17 protein-coding genes are annotated in these 17,747 nt (G+C 69.2%); 9 read left to right on the forward strand and 8 right to left on the reverse strand.

Going from position 1 to position 17,747, the window contains the following annotated elements; genetic code table 11:
* Positions 1 to 51: 51 nt before the first annotated feature.
* A complete protein-coding gene (locus QMO76_RS15515; RefSeq protein WP_306362004.1) occupies positions 52 to 801 on the forward strand; it encodes an SDR family oxidoreductase in 750 nt (249 codons plus the stop codon).
* A 92-nt stretch (positions 802 to 893) separates the two neighbouring features.
* Here QMO76_RS15515 and QMO76_RS15520 read toward each other — a convergent pair whose 3' ends face one another.
* Together QMO76_RS15520 and QMO76_RS15525 are read right to left on the reverse strand one after the other, a co-directional pair.
* Positions 894 to 2,582, reverse strand: coding sequence for a hypothetical protein (locus QMO76_RS15520; RefSeq protein ID WP_306362005.1), 1,689 nt, complete (start codon positions 2,580 to 2,582; stop codon positions 894 to 896).
* Positions 2,579 to 2,908 (reverse strand): type VII secretion target, encoded by a 330-nt coding sequence (locus QMO76_RS15525; RefSeq protein ID WP_306362006.1) that lies wholly within the window; start codon positions 2,906 to 2,908, stop codon positions 2,579 to 2,581. Before QMO76_RS15525 ends, QMO76_RS15520 begins: the two co-directional genes overlap by 4 nt.
* Positions 2,909 to 3,044: 136 nt before the next feature.
* Here QMO76_RS15525 and QMO76_RS15530 point away from each other — a divergent pair, with 136 nt between their 5' ends.
* The 4 genes from QMO76_RS15530 to QMO76_RS15545 all read left to right on the forward strand — a co-directional run bounded on the left by QMO76_RS15530 (position 3,045) and on the right by QMO76_RS15545 (position 8,274).
* Positions 3,045 to 4,037: an NAD-dependent epimerase/dehydratase family protein gene (locus QMO76_RS15530; protein ID WP_306362007.1), complete on the forward strand. Its 993-nt coding sequence runs from the start codon at positions 3,045 to 3,047 to the stop codon at positions 4,035 to 4,037.
* A gap of 31 nt (positions 4,038 to 4,068) precedes the next feature.
* Positions 4,069 to 5,109 carry an Rv2578c family radical SAM protein gene (locus QMO76_RS15535; protein WP_306362008.1) on the forward strand — a complete coding sequence of 347 codons (1,041 nt, stop codon included), beginning with the start codon at positions 4,069 to 4,071 and terminating at the stop codon, positions 5,107 to 5,109.
* A 109-nt stretch (positions 5,110 to 5,218) separates the two neighbouring features.
* The gene (locus QMO76_RS15540; protein WP_306362009.1) at positions 5,219 to 7,195 is read left to right on the forward strand and encodes a 2-oxoacid:acceptor oxidoreductase subunit alpha; all 1,977 of its coding nucleotides are present in this window, start codon (positions 5,219 to 5,221) and stop codon (positions 7,193 to 7,195) included.
* Positions 7,195 to 8,274, forward strand: coding sequence for a 2-oxoacid:ferredoxin oxidoreductase subunit beta (locus QMO76_RS15545; protein ID WP_306362011.1), 1,080 nt, complete (start codon positions 7,195 to 7,197; stop codon positions 8,272 to 8,274). Before QMO76_RS15540 ends, QMO76_RS15545 begins: the two co-directional genes overlap by 1 nt.
* 4 nt (positions 8,275 to 8,278) lie before the next feature.
* On the opposite strand, the gene QMO76_RS15550 is transcribed toward QMO76_RS15545, so the two are convergent.
* The 4 genes from QMO76_RS15550 to QMO76_RS15565 form a co-directional block, all read right to left on the reverse strand.
* Positions 8,279 to 8,869, reverse strand: coding sequence for a hypothetical protein (locus QMO76_RS15550; protein WP_306362012.1), 591 nt, complete (start codon positions 8,867 to 8,869; stop codon positions 8,279 to 8,281).
* A 162-nt stretch (positions 8,870 to 9,031) separates the two neighbouring features.
* A complete protein-coding gene (locus tag QMO76_RS15555) occupies positions 9,032 to 9,595 on the reverse strand; it encodes a flavoprotein (protein WP_306362013.1) in 564 nt (187 codons plus the stop codon).
* Between the two features lie 302 nt (positions 9,596 to 9,897).
* Entirely contained in the window at positions 9,898 to 10,410 is a 513-nt protein-coding gene (locus QMO76_RS15560; protein ID WP_306362014.1) for a hypothetical protein, read from the reverse strand.
* Positions 10,411 to 10,422: 12 nt separating this feature from the next.
* The gene (locus QMO76_RS15565; RefSeq protein ID WP_306362015.1) at positions 10,423 to 11,148 is read right to left on the reverse strand and encodes a helix-turn-helix domain-containing protein; all 726 of its coding nucleotides are present in this window, start codon (positions 11,146 to 11,148) and stop codon (positions 10,423 to 10,425) included.
* 154 nt (positions 11,149 to 11,302) lie between these two features.
* On the opposite strand from QMO76_RS15565, the gene QMO76_RS15570 reads away from it, so the two are divergent.
* Together QMO76_RS15570 and QMO76_RS15575 are read left to right on the forward strand one after the other, a co-directional pair.
* Positions 11,303 to 11,542, forward strand: coding sequence for a hypothetical protein (locus QMO76_RS15570; RefSeq protein ID WP_306362016.1), 240 nt, complete (start codon positions 11,303 to 11,305; stop codon positions 11,540 to 11,542).
* A 161-nt stretch (positions 11,543 to 11,703) separates the two neighbouring features.
* Complete coding sequence (locus tag QMO76_RS15575; RefSeq protein WP_306362017.1) at positions 11,704 to 12,060, forward strand: hypothetical protein; 357 nt, start codon at positions 11,704 to 11,706, stop codon at positions 12,058 to 12,060.
* Between the two features lie 33 nt (positions 12,061 to 12,093).
* Here the strand turns inward: QMO76_RS15575 and QMO76_RS15580 are convergent, their stop codons facing one another.
* Positions 12,094 to 13,017, reverse strand: coding sequence for a neutral zinc metallopeptidase (locus QMO76_RS15580; RefSeq protein WP_306362018.1), 924 nt, complete (start codon positions 13,015 to 13,017; stop codon positions 12,094 to 12,096).
* A gap of 191 nt (positions 13,018 to 13,208) precedes the next feature.
* Between QMO76_RS15580 and aspS the strand changes: the two genes are divergently transcribed.
* On the forward strand, positions 13,209 to 15,002 hold the full coding sequence (gene aspS / locus QMO76_RS15585) for an aspartate--tRNA ligase (RefSeq protein WP_306362019.1): 1,794 nt from the start codon (positions 13,209 to 13,211) through the stop codon (positions 15,000 to 15,002).
* Positions 15,003 to 15,078: 76 nt separating this feature from the next.
* On the opposite strand, the gene QMO76_RS15590 is transcribed toward aspS, so the two are convergent.
* Positions 15,079 to 16,347 carry a hypothetical protein gene (locus QMO76_RS15590; protein ID WP_306362020.1) on the reverse strand — a complete coding sequence of 423 codons (1,269 nt, stop codon included), beginning with the start codon at positions 16,345 to 16,347 and terminating at the stop codon, positions 15,079 to 15,081.
* A 195-nt stretch (positions 16,348 to 16,542) separates the two neighbouring features.
* On the opposite strand from QMO76_RS15590, the gene QMO76_RS15595 reads away from it, so the two are divergent.
* Positions 16,543 to 17,712, forward strand: coding sequence for a phosphotransferase family protein (locus QMO76_RS15595; protein ID WP_306362021.1), 1,170 nt, complete (start codon positions 16,543 to 16,545; stop codon positions 17,710 to 17,712).
* Positions 17,713 to 17,747 lie beyond the last annotated feature (35 nt).

The raw sequence follows: 17,747 nt of genomic DNA on the forward strand, positions 1-17,747 counted from the left end.
CGGAGCCGTCGTGCATTGCCCGGGAATCTGCATCCTGTTCTAATCGCAGCCATGACCATCGCCATCACCGGCTCCGCCTCCGGCATCGGCGCGGCCACCGCCGCCGCGCTGCGGACCGCCGGGCACGACATCATCGGGATCGACCTGACCGACGCCGACCTCACCGGCGACCTCACCGATGCGGACGTGCGCGCGGGCATCGTCGACCGGGTGCTGGAGCGCGGCGGGGGAGCGCTGGACGGGCTGGTGCTGTGCGCGGGCGTCGGGCCGCAGGTCCCCGACCCGATGCGCATCCTCGAGATCAACTACCGCAGCACCGTCGACCTGCTCGACGCCCTGCTGCCCGCATTGCGCAAGGGGGATTCACCCGCGGCCGTGGTCGTTTCGTCGGTGGCGTCGACCCATCTGGCCTGGGCGCAGAACCCCGTCGCCACCGGAACCGAGGCCGAGGCGTTCGCCTCCGCCGGGGACTACGCGGGCAGCTACGCCTACGCCGCCTCCAAGAACGCCGTCACCGTCGCGGTGCGCCGCCGCGCCGCCGAGTGGGGCACGGCGGGCGTGCGGCTCAATGCCGTGGCTCCCGGCAGCGTCGAAACCCCGCTGCTGCAAGCGGGTTTGGACGACCCCCGCTACGGCGCGGCCATCCGCGACTTCACCTCCCCGATCGGCCGTCGCGGACGACCCGAGGAGATCGCCGACCTGATCGCCTACCTGCTGAGCCCCCGGGCCGGATTCATCCACGGCGCACAGTTCGTCATCGACGGCGGCACCGACGCCCAGACCAGGCCCGAAGCCGTCTGAGGGGGAGCCTCCGCCGCGAGTACCGTCCCGCGAGTCGCCGTCGGTGCGGTGGGATCGCCGTCGGCGCGTCGGGACCGGCGTCGTGGTCGGCGTCAGGACTTGGCGTCGCGGTCGCCGGGGGGATCGTCGATGGCGGTGTCGCCGATGACTTCGGGGCTGGCCGGGCCGAGGTTGCCGGTGAGTTCGGTTTCGCCGGAATGGTTGTGGTGGGGTTGGACGGTGCGGGTGTGACCCTCGTCGGCGCCGCGCTGGCCCGCCCCGCCACCGTAGGGCGCGCCCATGTAACCGCCCGGGGGCAGGCCGCCCACGCCGGGCGCGCCGGAGGAACCGGAGCCGAAGGGGGAGCCCCCGGCGGGTGCGAGGTTGCCGCCCGGGATGGAGGAACCGGGGCCGCCGGGCTTGGCGGCGAGTCCGCCGACGCCACCGATACCGCCCGCGCCCCCGCCAGCTCCGGCACCGGCGCCCCCGCCACCGAGACCGGCGGCCTTGGTGTCGAGATCGCCCGGGTTGATCGGGACCGGGCCGGCGCCGGCGGGGCGGGTGGTCTGGTCGATGCCGGACTTCAGCAGTTCCTGGGCCTGCGAGAGGATCGGCTGGCCGACATTCTGCGCCAGCGACTGTGCCACCTCGGCGGGGTTGGGGCCGCCACCCTGGCCGAGTAGCGGTCCCAGTACACCGCCCAATTGGGCGGTGTAGGAACCCAATTCGCCGCGGGTGGCATTGACGACGGCCACCGCCGCGCCGAGATGTTCGGTGGCCGAGGCGATCAGCGCGGCCTGACCGGGCGGGGTGAGCGCCACCGGAGCCATGGCGGTCGCCTGGGCGGCGAAGGATTGCGCGATGGCGGTGAGTTGCAGATTGCCGCGCTGGACCACCGCTGCGGCCTGCTCGGTGAGCGCGGAGATATCGAAACCGCGCCGGGCGGTCTCCTCGCCGTGGCCCCGCGCCTCCTGTCCGGCGGCCTGGGCGGCGGTGGCGGACTTGCCCTGCCACAGCGTCTCGACCGTCTTCAGCGCGCCGGTGCCGATCTGCACGGCCCCCTCGATGAACTCGGCGGACCGGCTCAGCAGCGTGGTCGGGTTCACCGCGCCCAGCACCCCGGTGCCGAAGCCGTTCAGCAGGTCGATAAACGGTTTGAAGAGCGCGTCGAGACCGGGAATCGCGGGCAGTGCCATCCCGCTCAGCAGCGCTTGGACCGGGTCGGCGGGCAGCGGCGGCAGCGCGCCCGGCGCGAGCGCGGCTTGCGCGTCGGGCAGGGTGCCGGGTCCGGTGTGCGGGGCCGACCGGGCACCGTCGAGCGCGCCGCGCGCGCCGTCGAGCACTCCGTGGGCGGAATCCAGTGCGGATCGTCCGCCGTCCAGCACGCCCTGCGCGGCGTCGAGTGCGGATCGTCCACCGTCCAGCACGCCCTGCGCGGAATCCAACGCGGACCGGTCGCCGAACATACCCTGAGCGGTGTCGAGTCCGATATCCCCGCCGAGGATCCCGGAGGCGGCGTCGGGGCCGGGGTTCCCGCCGGGCGCCGCTGTCGAATCAGCGGCGGCCGTGTCCGACATCCCGGCCGGAACCCCGCCCGGAACCGGTGCCGCGCCCTGCTCGAACTCCTTGCGCGACACCAGATATGCGGGCGGTTCGAATGGCGCGACATCGGCGGGCAGCTGGAACAGCGGCACATCGGGAAGCGGCCCGCGCGGGTCGGCTCCGGCGGTGGGCATCGTCGCCACCGCCGCCCCGGCGGTCGGGTCGGGGCCGATCACGCCCGCCGGATCGACGGGGCTCATCCCTGCCCCCCGATCGCCGTGTCCATCCGGTCCAGGCCACCCGCGAACTCGCCGTCGGTGGTCTGGATGGCGGTCGCGGTCCCGGCGGCCACCTGCCCCAGGTGCGCGTATCGCGCGGAGAGCGCGTTGACGTCCTTGCCGTGCAGCAGTTCCGCCACCGCGAACAGGGCCAGATAGTCCGCCCCGATGAGTCCGAAGGCGGGCGTCATGGCGGCGACATTGGCTACAGTGTCCAGGTTGCCCGCAGCAGCGATATCGGCCGCGACACCGTGCTGGGTCGCGGCGAAGGCGCGGACCGCTTCCGGGTCCACCGAGAGTTCGGTCATGACTCGCCCCCCGATCGTCGTGGACAAATAGCGGTACTGAATATATCCGACCGAGCCGACGAGCGCGCGTGGCCCATCCACAGGCACTGTGACTAGAACTTGTTGCAATTTAGAACAGGTTCTATATTCATTGTTCATGAAGGTCGCAGTCACCGGCGCCGCCGGGTTCCTTGGCACCAATTTGCTTCGCCTGCTTACCGATCGCGGACACGAGGTGACCGCCATCGATCGTGTTCGGCCCACCGGCGTCGCGGAACCGGGTGTCACCTGGGTGACCGGTGACGTGCTCGACCCCGCCTCCATGCGCACCGCGCTCGAGGGGGCCGAGGTGGTCTACCACCTGGTCGCGGTCATCACCCTGGCGCAGAAGAACGATCTCGCCTGGCGCATCAACACCGAGGGTGTGCGCGTGGTCGCCGAGGCGGCCCTCGCGGTCGGCGCGCGCCGGTTCGTGCACGCCAGCTCCATCCACGCGTTCAACCAGTATCAGTGCGGTGGCCGCATCGACGAGCGCACCGCGCGGTCCGTCAGCCCGGATCTGCCGGTCTACGACCGGTCCAAATGGCAGGGTGAGGTCGAGTTGCGCAAGGTCGTCGACAAGGGGCTCGACGGCGTGCTGTGCAATCCGACCGGCGTGTACGGCCCGGTCGACTACACCCGCTCGCGCATCAACGGCACCCTGCTCGACGCCTCCAAGGGGCGGATCCCGGTCATGATCGGCGGCAGCTTCGACCTGGTCGACGTGCGCGATGTGGCCCTCGGTCTGGTGCTGGCCGGAGAACGCGGCCGGACCGGGGAGAACTACCTGATCACCGGTCATATGCAGACCATGTGGGACGTCACCCGCCTGGCCGCGTCCATCAACGGGAAGAAGGGGCCGCGCCTCCTGATTCCGGCGCAGGCCGTCTCGGCCGTCATGCCGGTGCTGGAACCCATGGGCAAACTCTTCGGCAGCGACATCCTGTCCAAGGCCGCCATGGGCGCACTCATCTCCGCGCCCGTCGTGGACGGGTCCAAGGCCCGGACCGAACTCGGCTACCAGCCGCGCCCGACCGAGGAGACGGTGCGCGACCTCATCGCCTTCGCCGGCAACGAACTCGGCAAGGTCGACACGCGGCAGATCGCTTGACAGTACCTAGAACACATGTTCGACTGGGGGCGTGCGGTGGCAGAACCAGACCCTGGACGCCGATGACGGCGCGCTGCCGGGACTCGAGCGGGCTGGTCTCGTGCGCAGCGTACAGACTCCCGAGTTCGAGGGCATTACTTTCCACGAGGTGCTCTGCAAGAGCGCGCTGAACAAGCTCCCGGAGGGCGGCAGCATGCCGTTCAACTGGACCATCAATCCGATGCGCGGCTGTTCGCACGCATGCCGCTACTGCTTCGCCCGCGGCTCGCACGAGTACCTGGACCTGGATGCGGGGCGGGATTTCGACAGCCAGATCGTCGTCAAGACGAATGTGGTGCCCGTCCTGCGCCGGGAGGTGCGCAAACGCTCCTGGCGGCGGGAAACCGTTGCGCTGGGCTCGAATACGGATCCCTACCAGCGTGCCGAGGGGCGCTACCGGCTGATGCCCGGCATCATCTCCGCGCTCACCGAATCGGGCACGCCCTTCTCGATTCTCACCAAGGGCACGCTGATGCGGCGGGACCTGCCGCTGCTCACCCAGGCGGCGCAGCAGGTTCCGATCGATCTGGCGGTCTCGCTCGCCATCCTCGACGAGGATCTGCATCGCAGCCTGGAACCCGGCACGCCCGCCCCCCGTGCCCGGCTCGATCTCATCCGCGCGCTCGCCGACTCCGGATTCGCCGTGAATGTCATGGTGGCACCGGTGATTCCGTGCCTCACCGACGGCAAAGCGCATCTGGACGCGCTGTTCGAGGCCATCGCCGACGCGGGGGCGGCCGGGGTCACCGCCTTCCCCATGCACCTGCGCGGCTCCACTCGCGACTGGTTCCTGGAATGGCTGGCCGCCGAACATCCCGCGCTCATCCGACGCTACCGACAGCTGTACGGTCGCGGGAGTTCGGTGACACCCGAGTATTCTGCTTGGCTGCGCGGCCGTATCGAGCCGCTGCTGGAGAAACACCGCTTGAACCGTGCACGTCCGGCCGAGCCCGAGCTACGGGCCGTCGCCGAATCCGCATCGCGGCCCGCCGCGGAGCGGGCGCCCGACCGGCAACTGGCGCTGTTCGCCTGATCCGGCTGAGATTCACCAGAACAACCGCTCGATTTCGCGGGTGTGTCGCGAATACAGCGGAGTAGTTTGGCGTTGATACCTCACAGCGACGAGGAAGTGATGCAGGCGCATGGTTTCGCAGCACGACGATGAACCCCTGGCACACCCCGGATCTCCGGTGTCCGCGTCCGGAAACGGCGGCGTCACCGAGAAATTGGAAAGGGTGGTAATTCGCTTCGCGGGTGACTCCGGTGACGGCATGCAGTTGACCGGTGATCGATTCACCCACGAGGCCGCCGCCTTCGGCAACGATCTCGCGACCCAGCCCAACTTTCCCGCCGAGATCCGAGCGCCGCAGGGCACGCTGCCGGGTGTCTCGTCCTTCCAGATCCAGATCGCCGACTACGACATCCTCACCGCCGGTGACCAGCCCGACGTGCTGGTGGCGATGAATCCCGCGGCACTGAAGGCGAATCTGGAGGAGTTGGCGCGCGGAGCCACCGTCATCGTCAATACCGACGAGTTCACCAAGCGGAATCTGGCCAAGGTCGGCTATAGCGGTGATCCGCTCGCCGATGACACGCTGTCGGATTTCGTGGTGCACCGGGTGCCCATGACCTCGTTGACCCTCGCGGCCACCGAACCGACCGGCGTGGGCAAAAAGGACGGACAGCGCGCGAAGAATATGTTCGCGCTCGGTTTGCTGTCCTGGATGTACGGACGGCCGATCAGTGGGACCGAACAGTTCGTCCGGGAGAAATTCGCCGCCAAACCCGAGGTGGCGGAAGCAAATATCCTCGCAATTCGGGCGGGCTGGAATTACGGCGAAACCACCGAGGCATTCGCGAGCACCTACGAGGTTGCCCCGGCGACGCTGCCGCCCGGCACCTACCGCCAGATCACCGGCAACACCGCCCTGGCCTACGGCATCGTGGCGGCGGGGCAACTGGCCGGTTTACCGGTCTTCCTGGGCACGTACCCCATCACCCCGGCCTCGGACATCCTGCACGAGCTGAGCAAACACAAGAACTTCGGCGTCACCACCTTCCAGGCCGAGGACGAGATCGCCGGAATCGGTGCGGCGCTGGGCGCTTCGATCGGCGGCGCGCTCGGGGTGACCAGCACCTCCGGCCCCGGCTTGGCGCTCAAGAGCGAAACCGTCGGATTGGCCGTCATGACCGAGGTGCCGCTGCTCATCGTGGACGTGCAGCGCGGCGGACCGTCGACCGGCCTGCCGACCAAGACCGAACAGGCCGATCTGCTCCAGGCGCTCTACGGGCGCAACGGTGAATCGCCGGTGGCGGTGCTCGCCCCGCGCTCGCCCGCCGACTGTTTCGACATCGCCGTGCAGGCGGCGCGCATCGCGCTGACCTATCGCACCCCGGTGCTGCTGCTGTCCGACGGGGCCATCGCCAACGGGTCGGAGCCGTGGGCGATCCCACGGGTGTCGGAGCTGCCCCGCATCGATCCCGGTTTCGAACCCGCCGCCGAGGACGAGGGTGACTTCCAGCCCTACGCCCGCGATCCCGAAACCCTCGCGCGCCCGTTCGCCGTCCCCGGCACCAGTGGCCGGGCGCACCGCATCGGCGGTCTGGAGAAGGCCGACGGCAGCGGCAACATCTCCTACGATCCGGCCAATCACGAGCTCATGGTCCGGTTGCGGCAGGCCAAGATCGACGGCATCGCGGTGCCCGATCTCGAGGTCGACGATCCGGACGGGCGCGCCGAACTGCTGCTGATCGGGTGGGGCAGTTCCTACGGGCCGATCGGCGAGGCGTGCCGTCGGGCCCGGCGGCGCGGAGTGCCGGTGGCGCAGGCGCATCTGCGGTATCTGAATCCGTTCCCCGCCAATCTCGGCGCGGTACTGCGCCGGTACCGCACGGTGGTCGCGCCGGAGATGAACGGTGGTCAGCTGGCCCTGCTGCTGCGGGCGAAATACCTGGTGGACGTGCAGCCCTGGACCAAGATCGCCGGAACCGCGTTCTCGGCGCAGGAGCTGGTCGGTGTGATCGACGCGGCGCTGGACGGATCCATCGCGGATATGGAACAGGACAAGGCTTTCGCCGCACGGGCGCGGGCCACCTACCGCACCCCAGGGGGTAAGTGATGACCATTGTCGAGAATCCGTTTGTCGGAACCGATCTGGGGCTCACCGGCCTGTCCGGCGTCCCCGCCGCCGACCGACCGCAGAAGGTCAAGGAATTCACCTCCGATCAGGAGGTGCGCTGGTGCCCCGGCTGCGGTGACTACGTGATCCTGGCGACCGTGCGCGGCTTCCTGGCCGAACTCGGGCTGCGGCGCGAGAATCTCATGTTCGTCTCGGGGATCGGCTGCTCCAGTCGCTTCCCCTACTACCTGGAAGCCTATGGGCTGCACTCGATCCACGGCCGCGCCCCGGCCATCGCCACCGGGCTGGCGGTGACCCGGCCCGACCTGTCGGTCTGGGTGGTGACCGGTGACGGCGACGCGCTCTCCATCGGCGGCAACCATCTCATCCACGCCCTGCGGCGCAATGTGAACATGACGATCCTGCTGTTCAACAACCGGATCTACGGGCTCACCAAGGGGCAGTACTCACCGACCTCGGAAACCGGCAAGGTCACCAAGTCCACCCCCATGGGTTCGGTGGACCACCCCTTCAACACGCTGTCGGTGGCGCTGGGGGCCGAGGCCACCTTCGCCGCCCGGGCGCTGGACTCCGACCGCGCCGGACTCACCGAGGTGCTGCGCGCGGCGGCCGAGCACCGGGGGACCTCCTTCGTGGAGATCCTCCAGGACTGCCCGATCTTCAACGACGGCTCCTTCGACGATCTCCGCAAGGAGAACGCCGCCGCCCACCTCGTTCCGCTGCGCCACGGCGAACCGATCCGTTTCGGCGCCGACGGTGAGATGGCGGTGGTGCGCAACGGTTTCGGGCTGCGCGTCGCCCGTGCCGACAGTGTCGCCGAGGCCGATATCGTCGTCCACGACGCCTACAGCGACAGCCCCGAGTACGCCTACGCCCTTTCCCGGCTGTCCGACCAGGACCTCTCGCACGTGGTCACCGGTATCTTCCGCAGCGTCTCCCGCCCCACCTACGACGACGGCGTGCGCGCCCAGGCCGAGACGGCCCGGGAACGCAAACCGGTGCACGACGACGCCTTGCAGGGTCTGCTGACCGGCCGCGAAACCTGGACCGTCGGATAGTTTTTCAGCGGTCGGCGACGAAAGCGTCGAGGAGTTTCTCCGACAGCGTAGCGAACCGGGCGCGGTTCGCCCGCTGCTCCTCGCTGAGACCTTCGGTGATGTTCGGGGCGTAGACGATGACGTGCGCGTCCTGATCGGGCTGCTGCGGGGTGTAGTCGAGAATCATGCTGCCCTGATCGGAGACGGCCGCATTGCCCATGTCCAGGGTGGTCAGCGCCCGCGTCTCGGTGATCGCGGCGGTGACCACCTCCTGCGGGATGGTGCCGGTGATCTCCCGTGGCGGGGTGTTCGCACTGCGGTTCGGGTCGGCGGCATCCGGACGCCGAATGGCCCGCCCGTCGGCCTGCACCTCGAGCAGCGGGCGCAGATCGGTCCGCCCGATGAGCCACCCGTTCGGGATGGACGTGAGCGTGAACAGCATCGGGCCGGTGACGGGCGCGGGGGCCGCCGGAGCCACGGGCGAGGCCGGCGCCGGTTCCTGCGCACCGCCGACCCCACCGCTCAACGCGAGCGCGGTAGCGGTCACCAGCGCCGCCGCCCCGGACCGCAATACGCCCCGCCGCCCGAAAAGTCTTGTACCACCGCGTGTTCGCATGAACCATCCCTCCGTACCGGCGAACCTCCCGCCCGCCGACGCTGATTGTCCACTGTAGCGGCGGTATCGCGCGACCCGGGCACGTCTGACTCGCCCGAACTGCCTGAGCACGGACAGACGTGCAGCAGCGCGCGATTGGAGGTGGTGAGAGAGTTCCAGGGGCTACTCCGGTCGCGCCAGTCGCGGGTGGTCGAGCAGGGAGCGCCAAGCCAGCGCCCAGGGGAACCGGTGGATGTGGTTCGCACCGGTTCCCGGTTCGTGCTGTTCGTAGACGTCGTCTCCGACGAGCACGGTGACACCCCATTCCGAGAGATCGCGCATCGCGTCCTGGATGGCGGGAAAGCCGAGTTGAGCCCGGTTGGAGAACGGCACGGCCACCACGGGCAGGCCCTTGCCGACCGCTTCGACCAGCAGTCCGAGCGGGAGCGTGTCGGAGATGCCTGCTGCCCACTTGGCCAGGGAGTTGCAGGTCGTCGGCGCGACGATCATCGCGTCCGCTGGCGGTAGCACGTCGGGTGCGTCCGGTTCCTTGTACTGACTGCGCACCACATGTCCGGTCTTGGCCGTCAGTGCCTCGGTGTCGATGAAGCGTCGGCCATCGGGGGACGCGATAACGCACACGTCCCACCCGTCGGCCTGGGCCAGATCTACCAGCTTGCCGATATCCCGTGCTGCGGGAGATCCGGTGACGATCGCGTACAGGACAGGCGCGCCGTTGTCGTTCATGGCTCCCATGGTGTCAGCCGCGGACCCGCGTATGACGCGCCCAAGCTCGCTAGGCGTGACCTGGCATGGGTGAGCGGCGAGTATCGGCGCTGTCCGGTGACGCCAACCGGCACGGGCGATCGAACCGCGTGCGCAATGCCGTATCGACACTCCATCGCGCACAATGAGCGCGGTGACGGTCACCAGCGATCACGGAGCGCATTTGCGGGGCCAGTGATCGCGGGGAGTGCATTTGCGGGCCAGTGATCACGGGGAGTGCACTTCGGGGCCGATTCCACAGCGGGTGTGCCCATCCGATCCGATCAGACGGGCACGACACCGATTCGCTGCGCGAGCCTGCCCAGGTCTCCCGTGGTGAGATCCCGTCTCGCCGTGCGCATCATGTGGCCGACCAGTTCGCGCACGGGTGGCATGGTGCGGACGTGTTGGGGTGCGGCGTGTTCGGCACGCAGCAGGGCGTACAGCGATTCCCGATAGTTCTTGCGCATGGCGTGCGCTCTGCCCACTTCGACGAAGTACTGCGCGCGTCGCCCTTCGTTGGGCAGGTCGGCGGGCCGCAGCGTTGGCGCGAGCGCGAGCACCCGGCCCGGCTCGCGCCGTTCCATCGCGGCCGACATTCGCCACAGGGCGACATTCGCCGGGCCGAACGATTCGTTGCGTGCGACAGAGGTGTTTGGCGGGGCGTCGGCCAGTCGGGTCGCCGTCTCCGCCGCCTCGGCCAAGTGCGGTTCCGGGTCGCTGCCCCGGGTGGCCGCGACCATGGAAGCTTGCAGGTGAAGCATCCCGTACGTCTCGATCTCGCCGACCGTGCGCACCTCGGCCGCGATCTACTCGGCGGTCTGCATCGTGGTGGCCAGGGCTGCGGGCAGCGCGCCGGGACGGGACAACATGATCTGTGCCCGGCTGAATGCGGCTGCGGCGTTCGGCGCGGCCGAACCCACATGGTTCGCCGCCCGCTCGGCCTCGGCCGCCGCCGTCCAGGCAAGCGCGTAATAGCCGCGCGCCCGCAGCGCCGACGCGACGCCGTAGGCCACGCTGCCCAGTACGTCCCAGGCGCGCTGGGTGTGTTCGGCGTCGGCCTCGTGGACGTGCCGATAGGCGTCGGTCAGCATCGGGACAAGCATCGGCCCGAGCGTCGCGTAATCACAGTCGTTGCGCAGCGTGGTGGCCCGCTGTGTGTCGGCGGCCAATTGGTCCAGAGTGCGCGGCGGACGGGTGTCGGTGACGTTGCCCCGCGCCCACAGCACCGTCTCCAGATCAGGTACGACAGCGTGGAATCCGGCGGTGGCCGGGTCCAGTTTGTCTTGTTCATGCCCGGTCAGATCACCCGTGGTCACGCCGAGCGCTTGCGCCAGGGCCAGCAGGGTACGGCGTGAATCCACGGGGCGTTCACCGTTCTCGTACTTCGCGATGGCTCCCCGGCTGAGTATTCCGGTGCGGTCGGCGAGAACCTGTTGCGTGATGCCGCGTCGGGCCCGGATTGCGCGAACTCGCTGGCCGATGTACCGGTCGGTGTCGTGCTCGTCGGTCATGGCCGCTCCCTCGATTGGCATTGACACCGTCACTCTACGTGCGCTGTCCCGCTCCGGGACAGCGAGCGGCTCAGGTGCTGACACGCTTTTGCCAGCCCCGCCGCCGGGTGGACACGGTGCCCTTGGTCCTCGGGCGGCGGGTGCGTTCCAACCGGACGGCGGGAAGGGGCGGGTGATGGAACTCCACACAGTGTGCGACGAAGACGCTCGGAAGCTGCGGCTGGCATCGGATGTCGATGGGCCGTGCTATCTCCAGCACACGGACGGCACCTGGTCGATGGTCGGCCCGGATGGCTGGCCGGTCAGTCTCGACGAGTACGCGGAACTGCACGCCGATTCGCGCTCGGCAATCGCCGCGACATCCATCGACGTTGTCGATATCGAGCCGATCTCGGTGCGGGACAGTGAGATCTGATGGGCAGCGGGTGGATCGTGCTCGGATGGGTGGCCGATGAGGACGAATCGCCGCCAGCCTGATCACGAATCGCGCCTGGCCACTGCCTGTTGACAGCAAGTGGGCGCAAGTCGTCCTCACCACGATGGCCGCATGGGTGGGTGCGCGTGTAGGAAGGTGCCATGGGCATTCTCGCGGGTACGGTCGGGATCGTCGCCTTTCTCGTCGTGCTCGATCAGGTGGCTGTGTGGGCCGAGCAGCGCGGCTGGATTCACTGGCGTCACAGGGGCGGAGGCGGCGGGGCCGGATTGTTCAATGCGGCGCAAGAGCTGATTACGCCATCGATCCGGCATATGGTCGAGGAGCGGCACCGGCTGCGGACGACACGACTCACGCACAGCGCCGACGGCTCGCCGTTCATGCTCGACCTGGAGCGCGGTGTCATCGCCGTGAACTCCGGCACGAATTCCCCTCCCGGACGGGATACTCCGGTTCCGGGATCGGGGCCGCCGACACGCCTGCGCACGCCCGACGAGTGATCGGGTTCCATCAGCCTGGCGGCCGCCGATGTGTCAGCGCAGGGCGGGTGGGTTGCGCAGGTCGCGAGCGGAGTAGGTGTCGCAGGCCGCGACCTGGCCGGTCTTGTATCCGGCGAGGAACCACTTCTGGCGTTCCTCGGCCGAACCGTGTGTCCATGCCTCGGGATTCACGCGGCCGGTCGTCTGTTCCTGGATGCGGTCGTCGCCGACGGCGGCCGCGGCGGAGAGGGCGTCGTCGATGTCCTGGTCGGTCAGCGGTTTCAGGAACGGTTGGGTGCTGCCGGGCGCGTTCTGCTTGTCGGCGTAGTAGGCCCAGACACCGGCGTAGCAGTCGGCCTGGAGTTCGGTGCGCACGGCGCCCGACTCGGGGCCGCGGGGGTCGCGCTGGGCGCGGCCGAGATCGCCGAGCAGATTCTGGATGTGGTGGCCGAACTCGTGGGCGACCACGTACTCCTGGGCGAGCGGGCCGGTGCTCGCGCCGAAGCGGGTGCTGAGTTCCTGGAAGAACGCGGTGTCGAAGTAGGCGGTCCGGTCGGCGGGGCAGTAGAACGGGCCGACCGCGGAGGACGCCTGCCCGCAACCGGTGCTCACCACGCCGGAGAACAGCCGCACCGCCGGTTCGGTGTAGCGGCGGCCGGTCTGCTGGCCCAGTTCGTCGCCCCACACCGCGTCCAGGCTCTGCACGGTCAGCACCACCCGGCAGTCGACGTACTTGTTGGCGTCCGCGCCGGTCCGGCAGTGCTCGGGCGTCCCAGCCACGCCCTGCTCGGTCTGCCCGTTCTCCGCGCCGGTGAACTGGCCGAGCACCGAACCCGGATCACCGCCGAGCAGCAGCGACACCACCAGCGCGATGAGACCCAGCGCACCGCCGCCGAGCACCAGCCCGCCGCCCATGCCGGGCCCGCCGCCGGAGGAGACCCGATCCGGATCGATCTGCATACCTTCGTTGAAGGTCATCGTGCTAGCTCCCGTCTGCGGGTCGCCTCGATACTGCGGCAGGACATGAGGATTGGACGGATCGGAAATCCGCCGTCTTACAGCTTGGCACGGGGAGGTGGATATCGGTTTCCACTCGGGCGACGTGTCTCTCTACGATGGACCCGGCGCCTGTCACTCTCCGGCGCCTCGAATCCGTCGAAAGGACTCCCGTGCTGCGCACCCACTTGGCTGGTTCGCTGCGAAGCGAGCACGCCGGTCAGACCGTCACCCTCACCGGTTGGGTGGCCCGGCGGCGAGACCACGGTGGCGTGATCTTCATCGATCTGCGCGACGCGTCGGGTGTCTCGCAGGCGGTGTTCCGGGAGGGCGAGCCCGCCGAGCAGGCGCACAGGCTGCGCAACGAGTACTGCGTGCGGATCACCGGCGTGGTCGAGGACCGGCCCGAGGGCAGCGGCAACCCGAACCTGCCGACCGGTCAGATCGAGGTGAACGTCTGCGAGCTCGAGGTGCTCAACGAGGCCGCGCCGCTGCCGTTCCAGCTGGACGAGACCCCCGGCGAGGAGGCCCGGCTCAAATACCGCTACCTGGATCTGCGCCGCGAGGGGCCCGGACATGCCATCCGGCTGCGGTCCAAGGTCAATGCCGCCGCCCGCGACGTGCTGGCCAAGCATGCCTTCGTCGAGGTCGAGACGCCGACCATGACCCGGTCCACCCCGGAGGGCGCGCGCGACTTCCTGGTGCCCGCGCGCTTGCAGCCGGGCAAGTTCTACGCGCTGCCACAGAGCCCGCAGCTGTTCAAGCAGCTGCTGATGGTCGCCGGTGTCGAGCGGTACTACCAGATCGCGCGCTGCTACCGCGACGAGGACTTCCGCGCCGACCGTCAGCCGGAGTTCACCCAGCTCGACATCGAGATGAGCTTCGTCACCCAGGAGGATGTGATCCTGCTGGCCGAGGACATCCTGGTGGCGCTGTGGAAGCTCATCGGCCACGAGATCGAGACGCCGATCCCGCACATGACCTACGCCGAGGCCATGCGCCGCTTCGGCACCGACAAGCCGGACCTGCGCTTCGGCGTCGAGATCACCGAGATGGCGGAGTACTTCAAGGACACGCCGTTCCGGGTGTTCCAGTCGCCGTACGTCGGCGCGGTGGTCATGCCCGGCGGGGCGAGCCAGCCGCGCCGCCAGCTCGACGCCTGGCAGGAGTGGGCCAAGCAGCGCGGCGCGAAGGGGCTGGCCTACGTGCTCATCGGTGAGGACGGCGAGCTCAGCGGTCCGGTCGCCAAGAACCTGAGCGAGGCCGAGCGTGAGGGCCTGGCCAAGTTCGTGGGCGCGAACCCGGGCGACTGCGTGTTCTTCGCCGCCGGTGAGGCCAAGTCCAGCCGTGCCCTGCTGGGTGCGGCGCGCGGGGAGATCGCCCGCAAGTGCGGTCTCATCGACGAGAACGAGTGGGCCTTCGTCTGGGTGGTGGACGCGCCCATGTTCGAGCCCGCCGCCGACGCCACCGCCAGCGGCGATGTGGCGTTGGGCCATTCGGCCTGGACCGCGGTGCATCACGCGTTCACCTCGCCCAAGCCGGAATTCCTGGACACCTTCGACACCGATCCGGGTGCGGCGCTGGCCTACGCCTACGACATCGTCTGCAACGGCAACGAGATCGGCGGCGGCTCCATCCGCATCCACCGCGGCGACGTGCAGGAGCGGGTGTTCAAGGTGATGGGCATCAGCCACGAGGAGGCGCAGGAGAAGTTCGGCTTCCTGCTCGACGCCTTCCAGTACGGCGCCCCGCCGCACGGCGGCATCGCCTTCGGCTGGGACCGCATCACCGCCCTGCTGGCCGGTGTCGACTCCATCCGCGAGGTCATCGCCTTCCCCAAGTCCGGCGGCGGCGTCGACCCCCTCACCGACGCCCCCACCCCGATCACCCCGCAGCAGCGCAAGGAAGCGGGCCTGGACGTGAAGGTCGACGAGAACGGCGTGCCGATCGTCGAGGGCAAGAAGTAGCCGCTCCTCTGAGCATGAAACGCGCGGCGGGTGTCCACACCCGCCGCGCGTTTCCGCTTATCCGTGTGTTCGGCTCTTACAGCGGGGCGACCAGGCCGCCGGTCAGGGTGCGGTAGGCGTAGGTGACGGCGATGGCCGACACCGGACCGGCCACCAGTAGGCCCAGGCCGCAGAGCAGGGCGCCGAGGGTGGTCATGACCGCGATGACCAGGGCCAGCAGGATGGTGGGGACCGGGTTGCGGATGACGAGTTGGGCGCTGGACTTGATGGCCTCGATGGGGCTCATGTCCTGGTCGATGACGAAGTTCAGGGCGAACATGCACAGCACGCCGACGATGACGGCCGGGAAGACGCAGGCCAGGGAGGCGATGAAGCAGCCGACGAAGACGATCAGGGCGGTGAGCAGGACGTTGCCCGCGTTGACGAAGCCGAAGAAGGAAGGGAAATCGGTTGGGGTGCCGTCGGTCTCGTAGAGGGCGCCGCGGATCATGGCGGCCTGGAGCAGCCAGACCATGAGGGAGACGATGGCGAAGACCAGCAGCACCACCGACAGCGATTGCACGTCGGCGATGTTCACCAGCAGCACCACCACCAGGTAGGCGATCAGGCCGACCATGACGATGCCGAGCCACGGAACGGGATTGCGGCGGAAGCGGTCCCAGCCGTAGGCGATGGCGCGGCCGACGTCGAGCTTCTCGCCGGAGGCGTGGTGCGGTCCGCCCGGCTGGGCGGAGCCGACGGTGCCCGGTGCGCCCGGCGGACCCGACGGGGGCGCGCCGGGCGGCATCGCGCCCGGCTGCCCCGGCATGCCGCCCGGTTGAGTCGGGGCACCGTACGGTTGGCCCGCCCCGTACTGCTGGCCCGGAGCCTGGCCCGCCCCGTACTGCTGCCCCGGAGCCTGCCCCGCGCCGTACTGCTGCCCCGCGCCGTACTGCTGCCCCGCGCCGTACGGTTGTCCCGTACCGGGGGTCGGCGGCGTGCCGTAGGTCTGTCCGGTACCCGGCTGCGGTGGCTGTCCCTGCGACGCGCCCGACTGCGGGGGTTGGCCGTAGCCCGGAGGCGGCGGCATGCCGGGGCCACCCGGGGTGCCCTGGGACGGCATGGGTGGCGGCGGCTCCACGGGCTCGCTGCCGTACTGCGCCGCGCCCGGACCCTCGAACTGGGGGTAGCCGCGCGGTCCCGGCATTTCGTGTCGGCCGTGCTCGGGGCCGTGCCCCTCGCTCGCCGAATACGGTCTCGGCTCGGGGTTTTGATGGTGGCCGGAACGGGCGGGTTGCCGCTCATCGCCCTTCTGTGAGGGTGTTTCGTCCGATTCTTTCGGAGTGTCGGGCGGTGTGCCGGTCATCGTCACGGACCTTTCACATTTACCGGTTTACGGTGTGGCGCACAGCAGTTGAAGATGAGACAACCGGACCGTAATGGTTGTGTCAAGCAACCAGCGCCGTGTGGGCAAACCCTTGACACGGACACGCCGAACGACGCGCGAAAGGTTGCGCAACCGCTCGCTGAAAGTGACCTGGAGCGAGTAACTTGGGACGCGATGACCGCACTATTGGCCGAACGCGCCGCCGAAGTCGTGTCCGCGGCACAACAGTTGCTCACAAAGCGAATGGGTGCTCCGGTAAAGCTGAGTGATCCTATGGAACTCAGCGGCAGTGGTAGGACGACAGTCCTACGCGTGCGTGTTGCGGAGAACGCATTTTCACTTCCGCGAACCCTGATCATCAAGCAGGTTCGTGGTGCCGCGCAGGAGCGACGCACCGGAGGCATGGCCCCCGGCGTCGCCAGTATCGACTCGGCATTCCTCCGGGAGGCGGTGTCGTACCAGTTCACCACCGCACTCGGACGGGACCACCGACCCGGGGCGTACCTACTCGGCTACAGCCTGCCCGACCGATTGCTCATCCTGAGCGACCTCGGGGAGAACTCGCCGCTCACCGCGGTGCTCCAGGCCGGGCAGGAGCCCGCCGGGCGCAATGCCCTCATGGCATTCGCGCAGGCACTGGGCCGCATGCACGCCGCGACCGTGGGCCGCGAGGCCGATTTCGTCGCCCTGCTGCGCCGCGTCGACGTGGTGCACCGTGTGGACGGCATCGCCCAGCAGGCCGAGTCCGCCGTCGCCGAGGTGCCGCTCATGTTGCAGCGTGAACTCGGCATCGACGTACCGGGCGAGATCGCCGAACGCATCGTGCGCGGTAACCGGCTGTTCTCCGCGGGCCGCTATCGCGCGTTCAGCCCCTCCGACCTGTGCCCGGACAATGTGATCCTCAACGAGGAGGGCGCACGGTTCCTCGACTACGAGTGGGGCGGATTCCGCGACGCCACCCTCGATATCGCCTACGCCCTGGTCTCCTTCCCCGGCTGCCTCTGCGATGTCGAGCTGTCCCGCGAACGCGCGCGGCAGATGGTGGAGGCGTGGCGCTCCGAAGTGGTGGCGGTCTGGCCGTCGCTCGCCGACGACGAGGTGCTGGCCGAGCGGATTCTCGAGGCCCGGCTCATCTGGGTGTGGCTGTCGACCTACTGGTTCCTGCCCGCCGACCACACCCGCATCGCGGCCGCGCGCGAACACGGACTCTCGGTGCCGCGCTCCGCCGCCCTCATCAACCGCTGGGCCGCCCTGGCCGAGGACGCCCGCTGCATCGGCGACGACGCCCTCGGCGATTTCGCCGAGCATGTCTCGGCGACCCTCGAGGAGCACTGGGAGGAATAGCGTGCCCGGCGCGGTGCTGGCCGGCGGGTGACCGT

It is taken from the genome of Nocardia sp. CC227C, assembly GCF_030767025.1.
Taxonomy (GTDB): Bacteria; Actinomycetota; Actinomycetes; order Mycobacteriales; family Mycobacteriaceae; genus Nocardia.